Genomic DNA, 16,331 nt, shown 5'->3' with positions numbered 1-16,331 from the left:
CAGGAGAAACCGTATGAAGACCCGCGCCGCCGTCGCGTTCGAAGCCAGGAAGCCGCTGGAGATTGTCGAACTGGACCTGGAAGGGCCGAAGGCAGGTGAGGTGCTGGTCGAAATCATGGCGACGGGCATCTGTCACACCGACGCCTATACGCTGGACGGGTTCGACAGCGAGGGTATCTTCCCCTCGGTGCTGGGGCATGAGGGCGCGGGCATCGTGCGCGAAGTGGGCGCCGGCGTCGCCAGCGTGAAGCCGGGCGATCATGTGATCCCGCTCTACACCCCTGAATGCCGCCAGTGCAAAAGCTGCCTCAGTGGCAAGACCAACCTGTGCACCGCCATCCGCGCGACCCAGGGCAAGGGCCTGATGCCCGACGGCACCACGCGCTTTTCACATAAGGGCCAGCCGATCTTTCACTATATGGGCTGCTCGACCTTCGCCAACTTCACCGTCCTGCCTGAGATCGCGGTGGCCAAGATCCGCGAGGATGCGCCTTTCAAGACCAGTTGCTATATCGGGTGCGGTGTGACCACGGGTGTGGGCGCAGTCGTCAACACGGCCAAGGTGCAGGCAGGCGAGAATGTTGTCGTCTTCGGTCTGGGCGGCATTGGCCTCAACGTCATCCAGGGCGCGAAGATGGTGGGCGCCGACAGGATCATCGGCATCGACATCAATGCCGATCGCGAGGAATGGGGCCGCAAATTCGGCATGACCCATTTCATCAACAGCAAAGGTCTGTCGCGGGAGGAAACGGTCGCCAAGATCCTGGAAGCGACGGATGGTGGCGCGGACTATAGTTTCGATGCGACCGGCAATACCGAAGTGATGCGCACCGCGCTGGAATGCTGCCATCGCGGCTGGGGCGAGAGCATCATCATCGGCGTGGCCGAAGCGGGCAAGGAAATCAGCACCCGCCCGTTCCAGTTGGTCACCGGCCGGGTCTGGAAGGGCACCGCCTTTGGCGGCGCGAAGGGCCGGACCGATGTGCCCAAGATTGTCGACTGGTATATGAATGGCAAGATCGAGATCGATCCGATGATCACCCATGTCCTGACGCTGGAGGAGATCAACAAGGGTTTCGACCTGATGCATGAAGGCAAGAGCATTCGCTCCGTCGTGCTATTCTGACCCATGGAGACGGTCTCACAAAACCGGGCCTTTGGCGGCGTGCAGGGTGTCTACCACCACGCCTCCGCCAGCACGGGCACCGGCATGACATTTTCCGTCTATGTCCCGCCGCATGATGACGGCGCCTTGCTTCCGGTCGTCTGGTATCTCTCGGGCTTGACCTGCACTCATGCCAATGTGACCGATAAGGGCGAGTTCCGCCGCGCCTGCGCTGAGCTGGGGCTGATCTTCGTCGCGCCCGACACGTCCCCCCGCGGCGAGGGCGTCGCCGACGATCCGGCCGGCGCCTATGATTTCGGGCTGGGCGCGGGCTTCTATGTCGATGCGACACAGGCGCCCTTCGCGCATCATTATCGCATGTGGTCCTATGTGACGGAAGAATTGCCCGCGCTGGTCGCCGCGCATTTTCCCGCCGACATGGGCCGCCAGTCGATCATGGGCCACAGCATGGGCGGCCATGGCGCGCTCACCATCGGCCTTTCCCTGCCAGAACGGTTCCGGGCGGTGTCCGCCTTTGCACCCATCGTCGCCCCGACTCAGGCGCCCTGGGGGCAGAAGGCGCTGAGCGGCTATCTGGGTCAGGATAGGGCGGCATGGCGGCGGCATGACGCCGTGGCGCTGATCGAGGATGGTGCGCGCGGGCCAGCGCTGCTGGTGGATCAGGGAGAGGCCGACCAGTTCCTGGCGGAACAGCTCAAGCCCGAACTGCTGGAAGCAGCTTGCGACAAGGCCGGGATCGATCTCAGCCTGCGGATGCAGCCAGGCTATGATCATAGCTATTATTTCATCTCCACCTTCATGGAGGATCATCTGCGCTGGCACGCGGCACGATTATAATCTTCCGCCCAGCCCAGCCGGAACGCGCCATGCGGCTCGCCTTGCTGGCAAGCTATCATGAGTGTTCAATGCGGGTGACCGCACTGCTGACCGACGGCGATCCGCCGCCCGCGAGCGACCAGAGATACCGTCGGCGCATGGGTGCCTTTTTCGCATTTCGGGACGGCGAATCGCGCGGATCAGGACATGGTAACGATCCGTGCCGCACCGGATCGGCCGAGCGGGCGGACCACCACCTTGTCGTCCATGCGATCAAAGCCGATGTCCACCGACGCCGTACCGATCTGAAGACTTCGAACCGTCAACTGTTGCAGGAAGGATGGCATGATCGGGTCGTGCAGACAGATTTCCCGCGCCGCCACGTCGAAACCAAGCCCCAAGCAGGACTGAAGCAACGACAGCGGCGTAGCGGCCGACCAGGCCTGCGGGCTGCAGGCGACCGGATAGAAGGTCGGCCCCTGCGAGCGGCGGCGGGGAAAGCCGCAGAACAGCTCCGGCAATCGCATGAGATCGACATAGGTCGCTGCGGCGAACAGCCCCTCGAATATACGTGCCGCTTCCCGACGGAAGCCATAGCGTGAAAAGCCCGCCGCGATCAGGGCATTGTCATGCGGCCAGATCGAGCCATTATGATAGCTCATGGGATTATAACGCGCTTCTGTGGACGCGACCGTCCGCACGCCCCAGCCGGAGAAAGAAGTCGGCGCCATCAGCGTCGCGACCACGGTTTCCACCCGTTTTTCCAAGGCGAGTCCAGTATAGAGGACATGACCGGCATTGGAGGCGCGCACGCGACAGGGCCGCTTGTCTCCGTCCAGCGCCAGCACATAAGTGCCCAGCGCCGCGTCGAAAAACGCATCATCGAAGCGCTGGCGTAAATCCGTGGCGCGGGCGCGATAGCCAGTGGCGCGCAGGGCATCACCCGCAGCATCGAACAAGGCAGCGGCGCCTTGCCACGCACCATAAACATAGGCCTGCACCTCAGCGAGAGCGATCGGCCCGCGCGCAATGGCGCCGTCGGCATGGAAGACCGAGTCATGGCTGTCCTTCCACCCCTGATTCTGAAGCCCCTGATCGGTCAGCCGCCCATATTCCACGAAGCCATCGCCATCCCGGTCGCCATGCTCGTCGACCCAGCGCAAGGCGGCCTCGACCTGAGATAGTATGCCGCGCAGAAAGTCGATGTCACCGGTTCGTTCCAGATAGGCGCCAGCCAGCATGATGAAGAGCGGGGTCGAATCAATGCTGCCATAATAATGGCGGAACGGCACCTCCCCCAGTTCCGCCATCTCGCCCCGGCGCACTTCGTGCAGGATCTTGCCCGGTTCGGCGTCGGCGACCGGATCGAAGCGGGTCGCCTGATGCGCCGCCAGATAACCGAGCACGCCGCGCGCCAGCGCCGGGTCGAGCCACAGCATTTCCAGCGCCGTGATGATCGCGTCCCGCCCGAATACCGTACTGAACCAGGGTATGCCGGCATAGGGATAAGGACCATAGTCCGTCTCTGTCGATAGCATGACGATGTCGGAGAAGGAGCGTCGCGAAACCTCGTTGAACAAAGCGTTGGAGGACCGGATGGACGCGCCGCGCGCCTGAGCCTGCTTGGCGTGCTGCATCACTTCGCGCAGGGACTTGAGAAATTCAAAGGACAGGCTGGGCGCCGCTTCCGCCCGGTCGCAGCATACACGCATGAAAAGGGTGCAACGCTCGCCCGCTGGCACCGAGACACGGAACCGGGCGTTGGTGGGCGACAGGGTGTCGGGAGCGGGGTCGAACTGGATATGGGTGCAGCGTTCCCGATCGTCGCGCCCGAGATAGGCCAGGCGCACCTCGGCGCGGGCCACATCTGGATCGCGCGTAACACCTCGCCGCAACCGGGTCATGCCGCGAATTTCGAACAGGTCGGCGAAATCGGCCGCGAAACCGATGTCCACGTCGACCGTCCGTATATCGGTATCGAAATTGCGCACGGTGATGCGCTCATAGACCGCCCCCCGCCACAGGAAGCGGGTGCGGCGGAGGTGGATGAGATCATGTCCGACCTCCACTCGCCCATCCTCGCCGAAAAAGTCGGGGTTGGTCAGGTCGCAGGTCAGGATCATATTATCGTCGCGCACTGCCGAACTGAGCAGGATCGGGCGCAGGCCGTTCACCGTCAGATAGAGATGCGACAAATGCCGCGTGTCGCGATGATATAGCCCTTCGGGGCTGCCCGGTCCGGCAATCGCATCGCCACTATGGTCGAAAACAGCGAAACTGTCGTCATGTTTGAGGGTGCGCGGGCGACGCTCGGCCAGCGAGGCGGTCGCCGGAATGAAAAACTGAGTCTGTCCTTGGGAAAGCATCTGCCCCGGATCAAGATCCGGGGCATCGGGATGGAGGGGGGCAAGTGTCATGATCAGCGCCTCCTAAGCGACAAGCAGATCCGACCCTTTGTCCCGCAGCGACCCCAGTCCCGGCGCGACACGGCCAGCGATCAGGTCAGTATAGAGGGCAACATAATCATGCGCCATGCGTGTTGCCGTGAAGCGTGTGTCAAAGGCGGCCCGCACCCCAGCCCTGTCGAGCTTCAATGCTGCCCCGACCGCCGCTACTGCCTCAACCTCGCTGTTGACCACAAAACCCGAAACACCATGGTCGATGATTTCGGGAACCGACCCGCAACGAAAGGCGATGACCGGCGTGGCACAGGCCATTGCCTCGATCATCACCAGGCCAAAGGGTTCGGGCCAGTCGATCGGAAACAGCAGCGCGGCGGCATTGCCCAGAAACTCCGCTTTCTGCCGTTCGTTGATCTCGCCGATAAACTCGACATTGGGATGCGCCCGCACCAGCGGTGCGATCTCATTGTCCCAATAGGCGCGATCCACATTATCGATCTTAGCCGCAATCTTGAGCGGGTGACCCGCCTGGGCGGCAATGCGGATGGCCCGGTCCGGCCGCTTTTCAGGGGAGATGCGACCCAGGAAGGCGAGATAACCCGCAGCCTGGCCAAGGCGCGGTGGCAACAGGTCGATGGGCAGTCCGTGATAGATGGTGCCGCCCCAGTTGACCGGTGGCATCGGCCGCCGCTGATGGTCCGAAATCGACACCAGACAACTATCAGGAAAGGAACGGTAAAACGGCACCAGGTCGGGCAGGTCGAGCCGGCCATGCAAGGTCGTGACCGTATGGTCGAGCTGGTCCTGCACCATCGGCATATGCAGCAGGTCGATGTGGAAATGCAGTATGTCGAACTGGTCCGCGCGACGGCGAACCTCATCGAGCAGGATCATATGATGGGGGATGGGGTCTTTCACATGCGGGTTGAGGCGCAGCGCCATGGTCGTGACCGGGACAAGCTTTGCCGAGGTGACGGAATCCCCGCTGGCGAACAGGGTCACGTCATGCCCCTGGCGAACCAGTTCCTCCGTCAGATAGGAGACGATACGTTCTGTGCCGCCATAGAGTCTGGGAGGCACGCTTTCGGCCAGCGGGGCAATCTGGGCAATCTTCATAATGATCTTTTTCCTTTGACCGGCCGCGCCCCGCATCGCGTCCTGAACGGTAAAGTGCCAACCCGCCACACAGGTTGCATCGTACCAACTCCGCTGGTCGCAAATCCTCAGAGGTCCGGCAGATGCTGCGCTGCAAAGCCCCAGCCCTTGAGGCTGCGGGCGCGATCAAGCAGGGTCTGGACGGCATCGATCGCATAGGGATGGGCGTCCTTGATCCCGCCCAGTTCCTCCCAATCGACCGGCACCGCCACCGGCGCGCCTGCGCGCGCACGAGCAGAATAGGGAAGGATGGCCGTGCTGCCGCGCTGATTGCGCAGCCAGTCGATGAAGATCCGGTCCTTGCGCTTGGCCTTGCTCATGGTCGCGACAAAGCGGTCCGGCTCGGCCGCGCTCAACGCCTGGGCGAAGCGGGCGGCGAAATCCTTATGCCGCTCCCAGTCATGGCCCGGCGTCAGCGGCACGACCACATGGACGCCCTTGCCCCCGGACAACATCGCGAAGGAGACGAGCCCAAGGTCGCTCAGCGCATGGCGTATGTCGATAGCCGCGCGCACGACCCGCGCAAAATCCATGCCTTCGTCAGGATCAAGATCGAAGATCATGCGGTCGGGCCGTTCCACCGCATCGGCGCGGCTGGCCCAGCCGTGAAATTCGATCGTTCCCATCTGGACGCAGGCGAGCAGGCCGTCAGCACCCTCGACAAAGAGATAATCCTCGGCGCCGCCGTCCTTTTCGCGGATCGGCACCTGATGCACGGATGTGCCAAAAGCGCCGCTGTCATGCTTTTGGAAAAAGCATTTCTTGCCGCGGCCCTGTGGACAGCGGACCAGGCTGATCGGACGGTTGGCGGCGAAAGGCAGCATGAGCGGCGCGATGCTGGCATAATAGTCCGCCAGCTGCCCCTTGGTCTGGCCGCTTTCCGGGAAGATCACCCGGTCTCGATTGCTGATGCTGATCGCGCTATGCGGTGCGGGCGCAGGGGCTGGACGTTCAGGCGTCACATCCTTCGCCTTCTTGTCGGCGCGCAGGCCCAGGAAGCTGGCGTGGCGGACACGCCCTTCGGCGGTGAACTCGGCAAAGGCGACTTCCGCCACGAGCTGCGGCTTGATCCAGCGCGCACCCCGCGCATCGGCCGCAGGCAGTTCGGCAGGTGCCTTATCGACCGTCAACTTTTCCATCGCGCCGGCCAGCTCATCCATCGTCTGCGTGTTAAATCCGGTGCCGACCTTCCCCTTGTAGACAAGGGCCTTGCCCTCTTTCTGCGCCAACAGCAGCGAGCGGAAGGGACGACCTTTGGCGCTGCTCCTGCTCCAGCCGATGATGACGAATTCCTGCCGTCGGGTGCATTTGACCTTCACCCAATTTCTGGTTCGACCCGCCCGATAGGGTGCGTCGCCTCGCTTGGCGATAATCCCTTCCTGCCCGGCTCCGCACATGGAGCGGTAGAGTTCCTCGCCCGCGCCAATCACATGGTCGGCGACATGGATCGGCGGCTGCGCATCGTGGAGCAGCGCTTCGAGCCGTTCCTTGCGCTCTACGGTGGACAAGGGTTTAAGATCCGCGCCGTCCAGTGAGAGGAGGTCGAAGGCGAAGAGAGTCAAAGGCGCGTCGCGGCTCTCGGCGCCATGGCCGCGCTTGAGGACGGCCTGGAGCGCGGAGAAGCTGGGATTGCCATCCGCACCGAATGCGACGATTTCGCCGTCGATCAGCGCCGGCGGCAGGTCGAGTGCGGCGAGGCTGTCCACCAGCGAAGGAAATTTCTCCGTCCAGTCGAGCCCGTTGCGGGTGAAGATGCGAATCTTGTCCCCCGCTACCGAGATCAGCGCACGATAGCCGTCAAACTTGATTTCATGCAGCCATTCATTGCCGGTCGGCACGCTGTCGACCAACGTAGCGAGCTGCGGTTTCGCGAAGGCGGGCGGGCGGCCTGCGGTCTTGCGGCCGTTACGCTGCACCTTGGCATTATGGGTGCGGGCCGCCTGCATCTTGTCGGCAAAGGCCTTCCCCTTCGCACCGGCGAGCGACTGGGCAGCGCCCTTGTCAGCGGCGATTTCCGCCATGGAGCGGCCGGTCAGTACGCTGCTGAGCGCGCGCTCGATCAAGGCGCCGTCCGGGTCTGCCTGCCTGTCCTCGACCTTGCGCAACAACCAGTTTTCGCGCTTTTCGCCGGGGCGCCCCTTCATCCGCACGAGCAGCCATTCGCCCTTCATCCGTTCGCCATGGAGGATGAAATGAAGATGGCCCTTGTCCAGATCCTTCGCGTTCTTGCCCTCGACCGGTTCCCATGTTCCCCGGTCCCACAGCATCACCGTTCCGCCGCCATATTCGCCCTTCGGAATGGTGCCTTCAAAATCACCATAGCTGAGCGGGTGATCCTCGGTCCGCACGGCCAGCCGCTTGTCGGCGGGGTCCAGACTGGGGCCTTTGGTCACCGCCCAGCTTTTGAGCACGCCGTCCACTTCCAGCCGAAAATCCCAGTGCAGCCGCGTAGCTGCGTGCTTCTGAACCACGAAGCTGTTGCCGCCCGCCGGCGCGACCACCCCTTCTGGCTCGCGGGTACGAGCGAAATCCCGCTTGGCATTATATGTGGCAAGCGGCGTTTTGGTGGCCATCACTCGTCCTCCCGGCGTTTGATCCAGCGATCCTCGACCAGCCCAAGCAAGGTAAGCATCAGGACCGCGATGATCGTTGCGCTGATCACCAGCGGCCACTGGCCCGCACCGCAGGCGATGCCGATCATGGCCGCCAGCCAGAGATGCGCGGCGGTCGTGAGATTCTTGACCTTCCCCCGGCTGAACACGATCACGCCTGCGGCGATGATGCCGGTGAAAGCGGCCGACGCTTCGAACACACGCAGCGGATCGATATTGCCTTCGCCGCTGAACTGTTTGTGCAGCGCGATGGCACTGATCGTCATGAGCGCGCAGGTGAAGCAGATTATGCCATGGGTGCGAAGACCGGCGGCATGGCCGCGCAATTCGCGGTCCAGACCCAGCAACAGGCCCAGCACCGCCGCCACCCCCAGCCGCAACAAAATTGGGCCGTCAATGACATGGAGCGGCGTGGCGGCATTCAGCTCCATCGGATCAGGCGCTTTTCTTGCGCGCGCTTGTCGAACGGCTGCGGGAGGAGGAGGAGGACTTCGGCGAACTGCGCGACCTCGTCTTCTTCGCTGGCGCACTCTTCTTCGCAGCGTCGGCGCCACCACTGCCCACCGATTTCTTGAGCGCGGCCATGAGGTCGATGACATTGCCGCCGTGCGCGTCGGTCGGCTCCTCTACATCCTCGATCACCCGCTTGCCCTTGGCCTTCTTCTTCTTTTCGATCAGCTGTCCGAGCGCATCGACATAACGGTCATGAAATTCCTCGGGCTTGAACGGGGCCGTCTTCTTCTCGATGATCGTGGTGGCAAGGTCGAGCAGGTCGGCATCGGCCTGCGTATCGGGCAAGCCGCGGAAATAGGTCTGGGCGCGCGTCACCTCATCCGCATAGCGCAGCACTTCGAGCACCATGCCGCGCCCGCAAGGCTTGAGCGAAACGAGCTGCTCGCGCCCGCGCACCGATAATTGCCCAAGCCCCACCTTGCGCGTCCGGCGCAGCGCATCGCGCAGCACGGCATAGGCTTCTTCCGCCAGATCATCGGCGGGCAGCACGAAATAGGGCTTTTCATAGTAAAGCACGTCGATTGCATCGGATTCGACAAACTGGACCAGTTCCAGCGTCTTGCGGCTCTCGATCTTGACCGCTTCTATCTCCTCCTGCTCCAGCAGGACATAATTGCCCTTCGAAATCTCAAAGCCTTTTAAAATTTCGTCGGGATCGACCGGGCCGACACCGGCCACCACCTTTTCATATTTGATCGGTTTGCCGGATGGCTCATGGATCTGACGAAAGGAAATGGCCGCCCCGGACCGGGTCGCGGGATAGATTTCCACCGGGATCGATACCAGCGCCAGCCTGATCTGACCCTGCCAATAAGCACGCGCAGCCATGGACGAACCTCCAGCGGCACAGCGCGCAGGACGGCAGGAAGTTCCCGATAAGCGACCAGCCGTCAGGGCATGTCGGTTTCCGCCTGAAGTGTGACCGGCCCGATCAGACCCGATGGTCGCAGCGGCGCATCCGGTCGATAGGTCGGGGCAGCGGTGAAGGTGATCTTCTCCGCGCCGGGCTGCTGATCGCCGATCAGGCGATTGACCCACAGGTTTGCGACCTTGATCTCCAGATCATTGACGCCCGGCTTCACAAGATCGCCAATGTCGAGACGATAAGGCGCGAACCAGCTGGTGCCGGCGAACTGCCCATTGACGCGGACTTCGGCGAGGTCACCGATCGTCCCTAGGTCAATCCAGAGCGGCGCGCCGGGCTTCATCCCTTTCGGTACGCTGAAGCGTGTGCTGTAGGTCGCCGTCCCGGAAAAATAGCGCACGCCTTTGTCGGCGTTGCTCTCAAGCGGCCTGAGCGTCGGCATGACGATCTGCGCCGGAGCACCCCGGCCGGGCTGGAAGCGGACCGTCCAAGGATTGGCGAGCCTTCCCACCGGTCGCATAGCCTTGCCCGCGATTGTGGCGGCGCGCGCCTTTGCAGGGTTGCGGAAGAGGATGAAGAAGGCGTCCTCTGCGCCGACATCGAGCGGGATCACCGTCTCGGCGCCATCGGTCCGGTAGGAGACCGGTTTCGCCGTGCCGTCGATCGCGCGCCAGATTTCAGGCTGTTTCCCGGTCACGCGGAAGCGCGCCTCGATCCGGCCGGCCGTGGCAGTGCGGTTGTTGACAAAATAGAGGTCGCCATCGGCAAGCCTGCGATGAACAAAGCGATAGTCTGTATCGGCAGCGCCGTCGCTGATACGAAAGTCCGGCCCGACGCCAATACTGGCAAGCGCCGCTTCCGCGTCCTCACTGGCTATCACCCGGCCCTTGGCCATTGCCTGGCCTTGCCAAAGCTGAGCAACCAGCGCCTTGAAAGCCGTGGCGTCATCCTGAAGGCCCGGTGCGCGTTCGGGCGCGCTGCCGATGACGGTCGCGCCAGCTTCGACCAGGGCGGCGATGCGTCGCAATGTCGCCAAGGTCATCACCCGGCTCGACCCGCCCAAATAGAGGGCGCGATAGCGCGCCTCGCCAGCGACCAGTTCGCCATTGTCGACGTTCATGCGGTTGGCAAGGACGTCGGCGTTGACGAAATCATAGGCGTAGCGGACCGGCAAATCGGCGGGCACGCCCTGTTCGAACAGCGCGGTGATCGGCGCATCCTCACCGTAGAAATAGGCCAGGTCGGCATGGTCGCGACCCTGCTGGAGCAAATAGCCGGTGCGGGACATGTACTCGACCCAGGGCTTAGCCATGTCGGCCCAGCTTTCATGCCGATTGAAATATTGACCAAAGATCATGAGGCTGAGGCCGGGCTGCTTGTCATCGACCGGCTGGTGGACCGATGTGTGGACGATCGGCCGGTTGACGCCAGATGCAAATTCCAGATCGATCACGCGCTTGAGGTCCGACGGAGCAAAGGCCCACGGCGCGAAGGCGGAGGTCATGGATTCGGCCGACACGATATTCTGGCCGTAGATATGGGCGACCGAGGCGGCCCCCTTCATGTCGCCGATGAGCGTCGGGCGCGGCGCGGCGCCGCGATTGAAGGTCCACATCGCCGCCATCGGCACGTCGGTATGGGCGCGCATGGCCAGGTCATCACCCAGCACCGGGCGGCCATTTTCCAGCGCCTCGCCATAGACTATCAAGCCATTTTCGTGCGCGACCGTAGCCACTGTGCCATAATGGGCATCAGCGACCAAATCGGCCAGAGTCTGGCGATAATCATGAAGGAAAGCGTCGCTGCGCGCTGCGGAGCTGACAACTGCGCCCGTCAGCGTGGGGAGGAAAGGCACCGGATCATAGCCGCGCCGCGCCTTGAACTCCTCCACCATGCGCCGAGTCCAGTTGGACGCGCCAACCTCTATACTATCGGTAAGAAGGGCGCGGATGCCCTTTTGACCAATCCATTCCCCGCCCACCGTGTCACGATACATGCCAATATAGGTTTCAAGATAGCGGCGGACGGCGGCCGCATCATATTTATCGACTTCCAGGCCAGTAGCTTCGGGCGTGGCGGGATGGTTGGTCTTGCCGGTTAGTGAATAGCCCATGCGTACGATCCGCCAATCGCTGCCGCCGGGTGCGGTCCAGTCGAGTGTGCCATCGGCGCGCAGGCGGTCGGTGAGATCGAGAAGCTGGGCCGGGTCGATTGCAGGCCCATCCCCGATGCCGTCACTCAAACTGTTATAGTCTGGCACGATCGCATAGCCGGCCTTGACTTCAAATTGATCGATTTTGGCTTCGGCCGAGAGGCGGAAGTCGCCAATGCCCAGCGTCGGGCTGTCGGGACGTGCGAAGACATCGATCATGACCGCGCCGGGCGCGCCATCGCCCAGTCCCGGCGACCTGGGCGCCTCATTGGGCGAGAGGGTCAGGCGGAACCGCTGCGCCGTCACCGGTGGAAAGGCAATGGTGGAGGCGACTTCCGTCAGGGTGAAACGGCCCATCGCGCGCCAGCCCTGAGCCGTCTGCGCTTCCAACGTCGGGCGGTAAGCCGGATCGCCAAAGGGCGGCCGGGCATGGGGCACGAACAGGCTGGCGGACCGGATCGTAACCGGCTTGCCATAGTCCAGGATCAGCGCGCCGGGATGGGCGGCGTCGCCCTTCACGACTTGCGCCACGGTTTCAAGGTCATTGTCGCGCAAGGGCGTGGCGTCGAGCGGCGTGCCGTCAGCTTGGCTGACGCGGGGCTGCGGCAGGGTGACAGCCTTTACCGGATAGGCGAGAATGCGCGCATCGGCGTAGAAGCCGGGCAGCGCTCCTGCCTCGCCACCGCTGAGCGGATCGCTGAACTTCGCGCTCTGGAACGGACCGGTGATGGCGGGGGGCGGCGGCAAGGCGCCCTTTAAGCGCTGGCCGCCGTGCAGGTCGGTCTCGCTCCAGACTAGCTTCTTCATGCCATCCTGCGGCTTGACCCAAGGGCCGCCGGTCTCGCTCCAGCCGGGCGACGCGGCGATGGCGAATTCCAACCCCTTGGCGTCGGCGGTGTGCACGGCGTGGCGGAAGGCGTCCTTCCACCCGTCGGTCATATAGGTGAGCCGCTGCTCGACAATCTGCGGCGTTTGAAGATTGGCGTCGAAATTCTGGACGCCGCCGATGCCCATGCGCGCCATCCAGTCGAGATCCTTGTCGATCCCCTCCTTGGTCACATTGCCATTCATCCAATGCCACCAAACGCGCGGGCGCGCAGACTGCGGCGGATTGCGGAAGCCCTCCGCCAGCTCGTCTGCCAGCGACGGCGTCCCAATGGCAGTGCAGGCCAGCAGAGCGACCAGGCGAAGGGTGCGGGCTTTGATCAACGGATCATCCTTATGTTCAAATCTTATGCGACGCCGAGGCGGTCGAAGACACAAGCCGTCGCAACGCCACGGACGCGACAAGCGCGCCCAGAAAGCCGCCATAGGCAATCTTCATAATCAGAGCCGCGCCCCAGCCGATGGTGCGAACCCGATCGCCGCCAATGGAAAAGGCAAGCGTTGCGCCGAGCGCGGCGCCGATCAGGGCGAACAGTGCGCCGCGCAGCAAAATGGTCCGCACCGCTGGCGCGTGGTCCAGTCGTCGGCGCGCGATGAGCGATGGTACAAGCGCGCTCATAAGCGCCACGGCGATGCTCTGCGGCACGAAGTCCAGCCCCAACCCGTCAGGCGCGCTCCAACTGAGCGGGCGGCTTTCCAGCCCGAAAACGCCCAGAAAGAAAACGACGCTGAGCAAGGCGTTGATGACGAAGCTGATCGCGGCTTCACGCGCGATGGAAATGCCCGTGGTCACTGGGCGGTCGGCGCAGCAAGAAGGCCGTGCATATCCATCCATGCCAGGAATTGCGGCAGCACGCCTGTCGTCGTCGTGCCGGGCCGCCCCGCCCCAAATCCGTGATCCCCACGTTCATAAGCGTGCAGTTCGACCGGCCGTCCCATCTGCCGCCAGGCTTCCACGATTCCGAAACCCTGTTTTGCGAAAAGACCGTCATCCATGGCGATCGCGGCGAACATGGGCGGGGCGTCGGCCGGAACGGCGACAGATGCCATCGGGCCGTAGACATAGCCGATAAAGGCCGGACGCTGACCATCCGGGCCTTCCAACGCGGCATTCAGCGCGGTCATAGCGCCGGCGGAAAAGCCAATCATGCCGACGCGCGCAGGATCGACATGAAATGCCCCGGCGCGCGCGCGGACGATGTCGAGCGCTTTGAGCGCATCCTGCGTAGCGCGTGGTTCCTTCACCTCCTCGGCCGGATCGCCCTTTGCCGCATCGGCGAAGCGTTCGCCCATCATCTTCAGAAAACCGCCATCATCGCGCGGGGTCTCATTGAGCCGGTATTTGAGGACAAAGGCCGTCACACCATGGTCGGCCAGCCAGCGGGCGACGTCGCTCCCCTCACTCTCCATGGACAGTGAAACAAATGCGCCGCCTGGCGCGACGATCACCGCCGCGCCCGTCGCCTTCGCCGGATCAGGCAGATAGGGTGTGATGGTCGGCCGCACGACATTTCGAACCGCCAGATTGTCATTCCGGTTTGCGCCGATCGTCACACGCATATGCGACCATTGTTCTGACTTGCCACGCGGCGTCGGCATGTCCGGATAAAGGACGATCGCATCCTTCTGGTCGGGAGCCGCGACCGGCTCCATGCGGACATCCTGAGCGAGGGCAGGCCCCGCGCAAAGCAAAGCCGCAGCGAATATGAGATTTTTCATCGCATTCATTCCCTTACAGAGCATTGCGGCGGGCGATGGCGCCATAGACGGCGGCGCTGGGCTTGGGCGTGCGCGCGAATGTCGTGCGATCGACACTGACCAGCCCGAATTTTGGTTTGTAGCCGAAGATCCATTCGAAATTGTCGAGCAGCGACCAGTGGCAATAGCCGAGCACCGGCACGCCATCGTCCATCGCAGCCTTGAGACCCGCAAGCGCTTCGGGAATGAACTTTGCGCGGATCGCGTCATCGTCGGTGCCGACGCCATGTTCCGACACCAGGATCGGCACGCCGGTGGCTTCATGGGCATAGCGCACCGCACCGCCGAGCGATGGCGCCCACACCTCGGTACCCGACCAGTTGACGGTCGCACCGGCGGGCGCAGGCAGGCGGCCCTTGTCACCCCAAAGCGCGCGCTCATAATTCTGGACGCCGATGAAATCATCTGCGCTGGCGACCTTGAGCCATTCGCCATAAAGTTCACCTCGCATCCGGTCGCGGATCGAAGCCTTGCCCACGGCCTGGTCGTCCAGCATCGCCAGCGATATGCCCACCGGCAAATCGGGTCGCACCGCCTTGATCGCCGCCTTGCCCGCCTTGTGCGCCGCGACCAGGCCCGTCTGCAGCGCGGGCAAATCCTCCAGTCCCGCAACATTTGCGCTGACGAATTTGGCGACATTCAGCCGCTTCGCCGCGGTTTCCAGCGTCAGCTTCTGAATATCCCACACCTGCGGCGGGAGCATGGGCTTCAGAATCAGCAGGATATTGGGTTCGTTGAAGGTGATGACCCGGCCGATCCCCTGCCCCAGCGCGCGCGTGACCTTATCGCAATAGCGGGCGAACAGATCGGCGCTTTCGGCATTGGTCCAGCCGCCCTGTGCACTGAACCAGCGCGGCGCGGTGAAATGGCTGTAAGTGACGATCGGCGCCAGCCCACGGGCGTGGCAGCCATCGATGATCGCCTTGTAATGATCCAGCATCGCCTGGGAGAATAGACCCTTCTCCGGCTCGATCCGCGCCCATTCAATGCCGAAGCGATAGGCGTTGAGGCCCATGTTCCGGGCAATGTCGAGATCGGTTTCCCATAATTCGAAACTATTGCAGGCGTCGCCGGAGGGCTGGGTGAAAACCGTGGGTTGCTGGTTTTCCAGCCACCACAGGTCGCTGGCGATATTATTGCCTTCAATCTGGTGCGGGGCAGTGGCAGCGCCCCAGAGAAAGCCCTCGGGAAAGGCGGGATCGGCGCTTTTGCGCGCGGCCATCGCCGGCGCCGCCATCAGGGCGGCCGTGGTAGCCAGAAGCGTCCTGCGGTCGAACATATGTCCCTCTCTCCTTATGATTTTTTCAGGCGGCGATGTCGCGGATGAAGGCGCAAATTTCATCGGCGAGCCGCCGGTCGGCAGTGCCAAGGTGCATCGGCATGGTGTAGTGATTATGGCCCGAGAGAATGAGCGCGCGCGGCAAGGCACCGTGGCGGTCCAGCCGATCCCGCATCAGACCGATAAATTCCGCCTGGAAGCGCGGCGGGTCGAATTCAGCGCAGGCAACCAGTATCGGCAGCTTCGTCGCGGCAACTGCATCGCGCGGCATTCGGTCAGGATAAAGCGCCGGATCGCCATAATAGAGCGTGTCGCGCTCATCGAGAGACGTATAGCCATAGAGGCCCGAAAGCAGGATGGCGGCCCGCACGTCGCTTATGGCCTGATCGCCGGCGAGACGCAGATAGCCCGCGACATGGACGGCGCCCGCTGATGTGCCCGCCAATATGATCCGGTCGGGATCGCCGCCATGCTGCGCGCCATTGGTCCTGAGCCAAGCGATGGCGGACGCGACATCTTCCGACCCGGCCGGCCAGACAGAATCGGGTGCGAGGCGATAGTTGATGACGACGCCCAGAAAGCCTGCTTGCGCCGCCATGCGGCCGACATTGGCGTTGGGCCAGGCGTCGGCACCGCCTTTATCCCCTTTGAGGAAGCCCCCGCCATGGACGAAGAGAAGGATGGGGACGAGGCTGTCGGTCTGGGGATGATAGATGTCGAGGCGATGACGTTCGTGCGGGCCATAGGCGATGTCGGCGGCGCTGGCGG

The 16,331-nt window shown here is 63.2% G+C and carries 12 protein-coding genes; 2 read left to right on the top strand and 10 right to left on the bottom strand.

Translation table 11 applies throughout. The annotated features are described in order from the left end of the window. Positions 1 to 13: 13 nt before the first annotated feature. A complete protein-coding gene (locus tag C100_RS38160) occupies positions 14 to 1,126 on the top strand; it encodes an S-(hydroxymethyl)glutathione dehydrogenase/class III alcohol dehydrogenase (RefSeq protein WP_024020362.1) in 1,113 nt (370 codons plus the stop codon). A 3-nt stretch (positions 1,127 to 1,129) separates the two neighbouring features. Beyond that, entirely contained in the window at positions 1,130 to 1,963 is an 834-nt protein-coding gene (gene fghA / locus C100_RS38155; protein ID WP_024020361.1) for an S-formylglutathione hydrolase, read from the top strand. Positions 1,964 to 2,142: 179 nt separating this feature from the next. Here the strand turns inward: fghA and C100_RS38150 are convergent, their stop codons facing one another. The 10 genes from C100_RS38150 to C100_RS38105 all read right to left on the bottom strand — a co-directional run. Beyond that, on the bottom strand, positions 2,143 to 4,359 hold the full coding sequence (locus tag C100_RS38150) for an amylo-alpha-1,6-glucosidase (RefSeq protein ID WP_031309661.1): 2,217 nt from the start codon (positions 4,357 to 4,359) through the stop codon (positions 2,143 to 2,145). Between the two features lie 12 nt (positions 4,360 to 4,371). Continuing rightward, positions 4,372 to 5,460 carry a glycosyltransferase family 4 protein gene (locus C100_RS38145; protein ID WP_031309660.1) on the bottom strand — a complete coding sequence of 363 codons (1,089 nt, stop codon included), beginning with the start codon at positions 5,458 to 5,460 and terminating at the stop codon, positions 4,372 to 4,374. Positions 5,461 to 5,567: 107 nt separating this feature from the next. Further along, positions 5,568 to 8,072 (bottom strand): DNA ligase D, encoded by a 2,505-nt coding sequence (gene ligD / locus C100_RS38140; protein WP_024020358.1) that lies wholly within the window; start codon positions 8,070 to 8,072, stop codon positions 5,568 to 5,570. Further along, positions 8,072 to 8,542: an MgtC/SapB family protein gene (locus tag C100_RS38135; protein ID WP_024020357.1), complete on the bottom strand. Its 471-nt coding sequence runs from the start codon at positions 8,540 to 8,542 to the stop codon at positions 8,072 to 8,074. The genes ligD and C100_RS38135 overlap by 1 nt, the downstream gene beginning before the upstream one ends. Positions 8,543 to 8,546: 4 nt before the next feature. Next, the gene (gene ku / locus C100_RS38130; protein WP_024020356.1) at positions 8,547 to 9,452 is read right to left on the bottom strand and encodes a non-homologous end joining protein Ku; all 906 of its coding nucleotides are present in this window, start codon (positions 9,450 to 9,452) and stop codon (positions 8,547 to 8,549) included. Positions 9,453 to 9,514: 62 nt separating this feature from the next. Next, positions 9,515 to 12,847: a glycosyl hydrolase gene (locus C100_RS38125; protein ID WP_152536477.1), complete on the bottom strand. Its 3,333-nt coding sequence runs from the start codon at positions 12,845 to 12,847 to the stop codon at positions 9,515 to 9,517. 19 nt (positions 12,848 to 12,866) lie between these two features. Then, the gene (locus tag C100_RS38120; protein ID WP_024020354.1) at positions 12,867 to 13,319 is read right to left on the bottom strand and encodes a hypothetical protein; all 453 of its coding nucleotides are present in this window, start codon (positions 13,317 to 13,319) and stop codon (positions 12,867 to 12,869) included. Next, the gene (locus C100_RS38115; RefSeq protein WP_031309658.1) at positions 13,316 to 14,245 is read right to left on the bottom strand and encodes an alpha/beta hydrolase; all 930 of its coding nucleotides are present in this window, start codon (positions 14,243 to 14,245) and stop codon (positions 13,316 to 13,318) included. Before C100_RS38115 ends, C100_RS38120 begins: the two co-directional genes overlap by 4 nt. Positions 14,246 to 14,258: 13 nt before the next feature. Beyond that, a complete protein-coding gene (locus C100_RS38110; RefSeq protein ID WP_024020352.1) occupies positions 14,259 to 15,563 on the bottom strand; it encodes a glycoside hydrolase family 1 protein in 1,305 nt (434 codons plus the stop codon). A gap of 25 nt (positions 15,564 to 15,588) precedes the next feature. Beyond that, positions 15,589 to 16,331: alpha/beta hydrolase (locus C100_RS38105; RefSeq protein ID WP_024020351.1), on the bottom strand; the 743-nt coding region annotated here is incomplete at its 5' end.

The sequence above is a fragment of the Sphingobium sp. C100 genome (assembly GCF_000508185.1).
Classification (GTDB): Bacteria; Pseudomonadota; Alphaproteobacteria; order Sphingomonadales; family Sphingomonadaceae; genus Sphingobium.
This window is presented reverse-complemented; position numbering and strand designations above follow the sequence as displayed.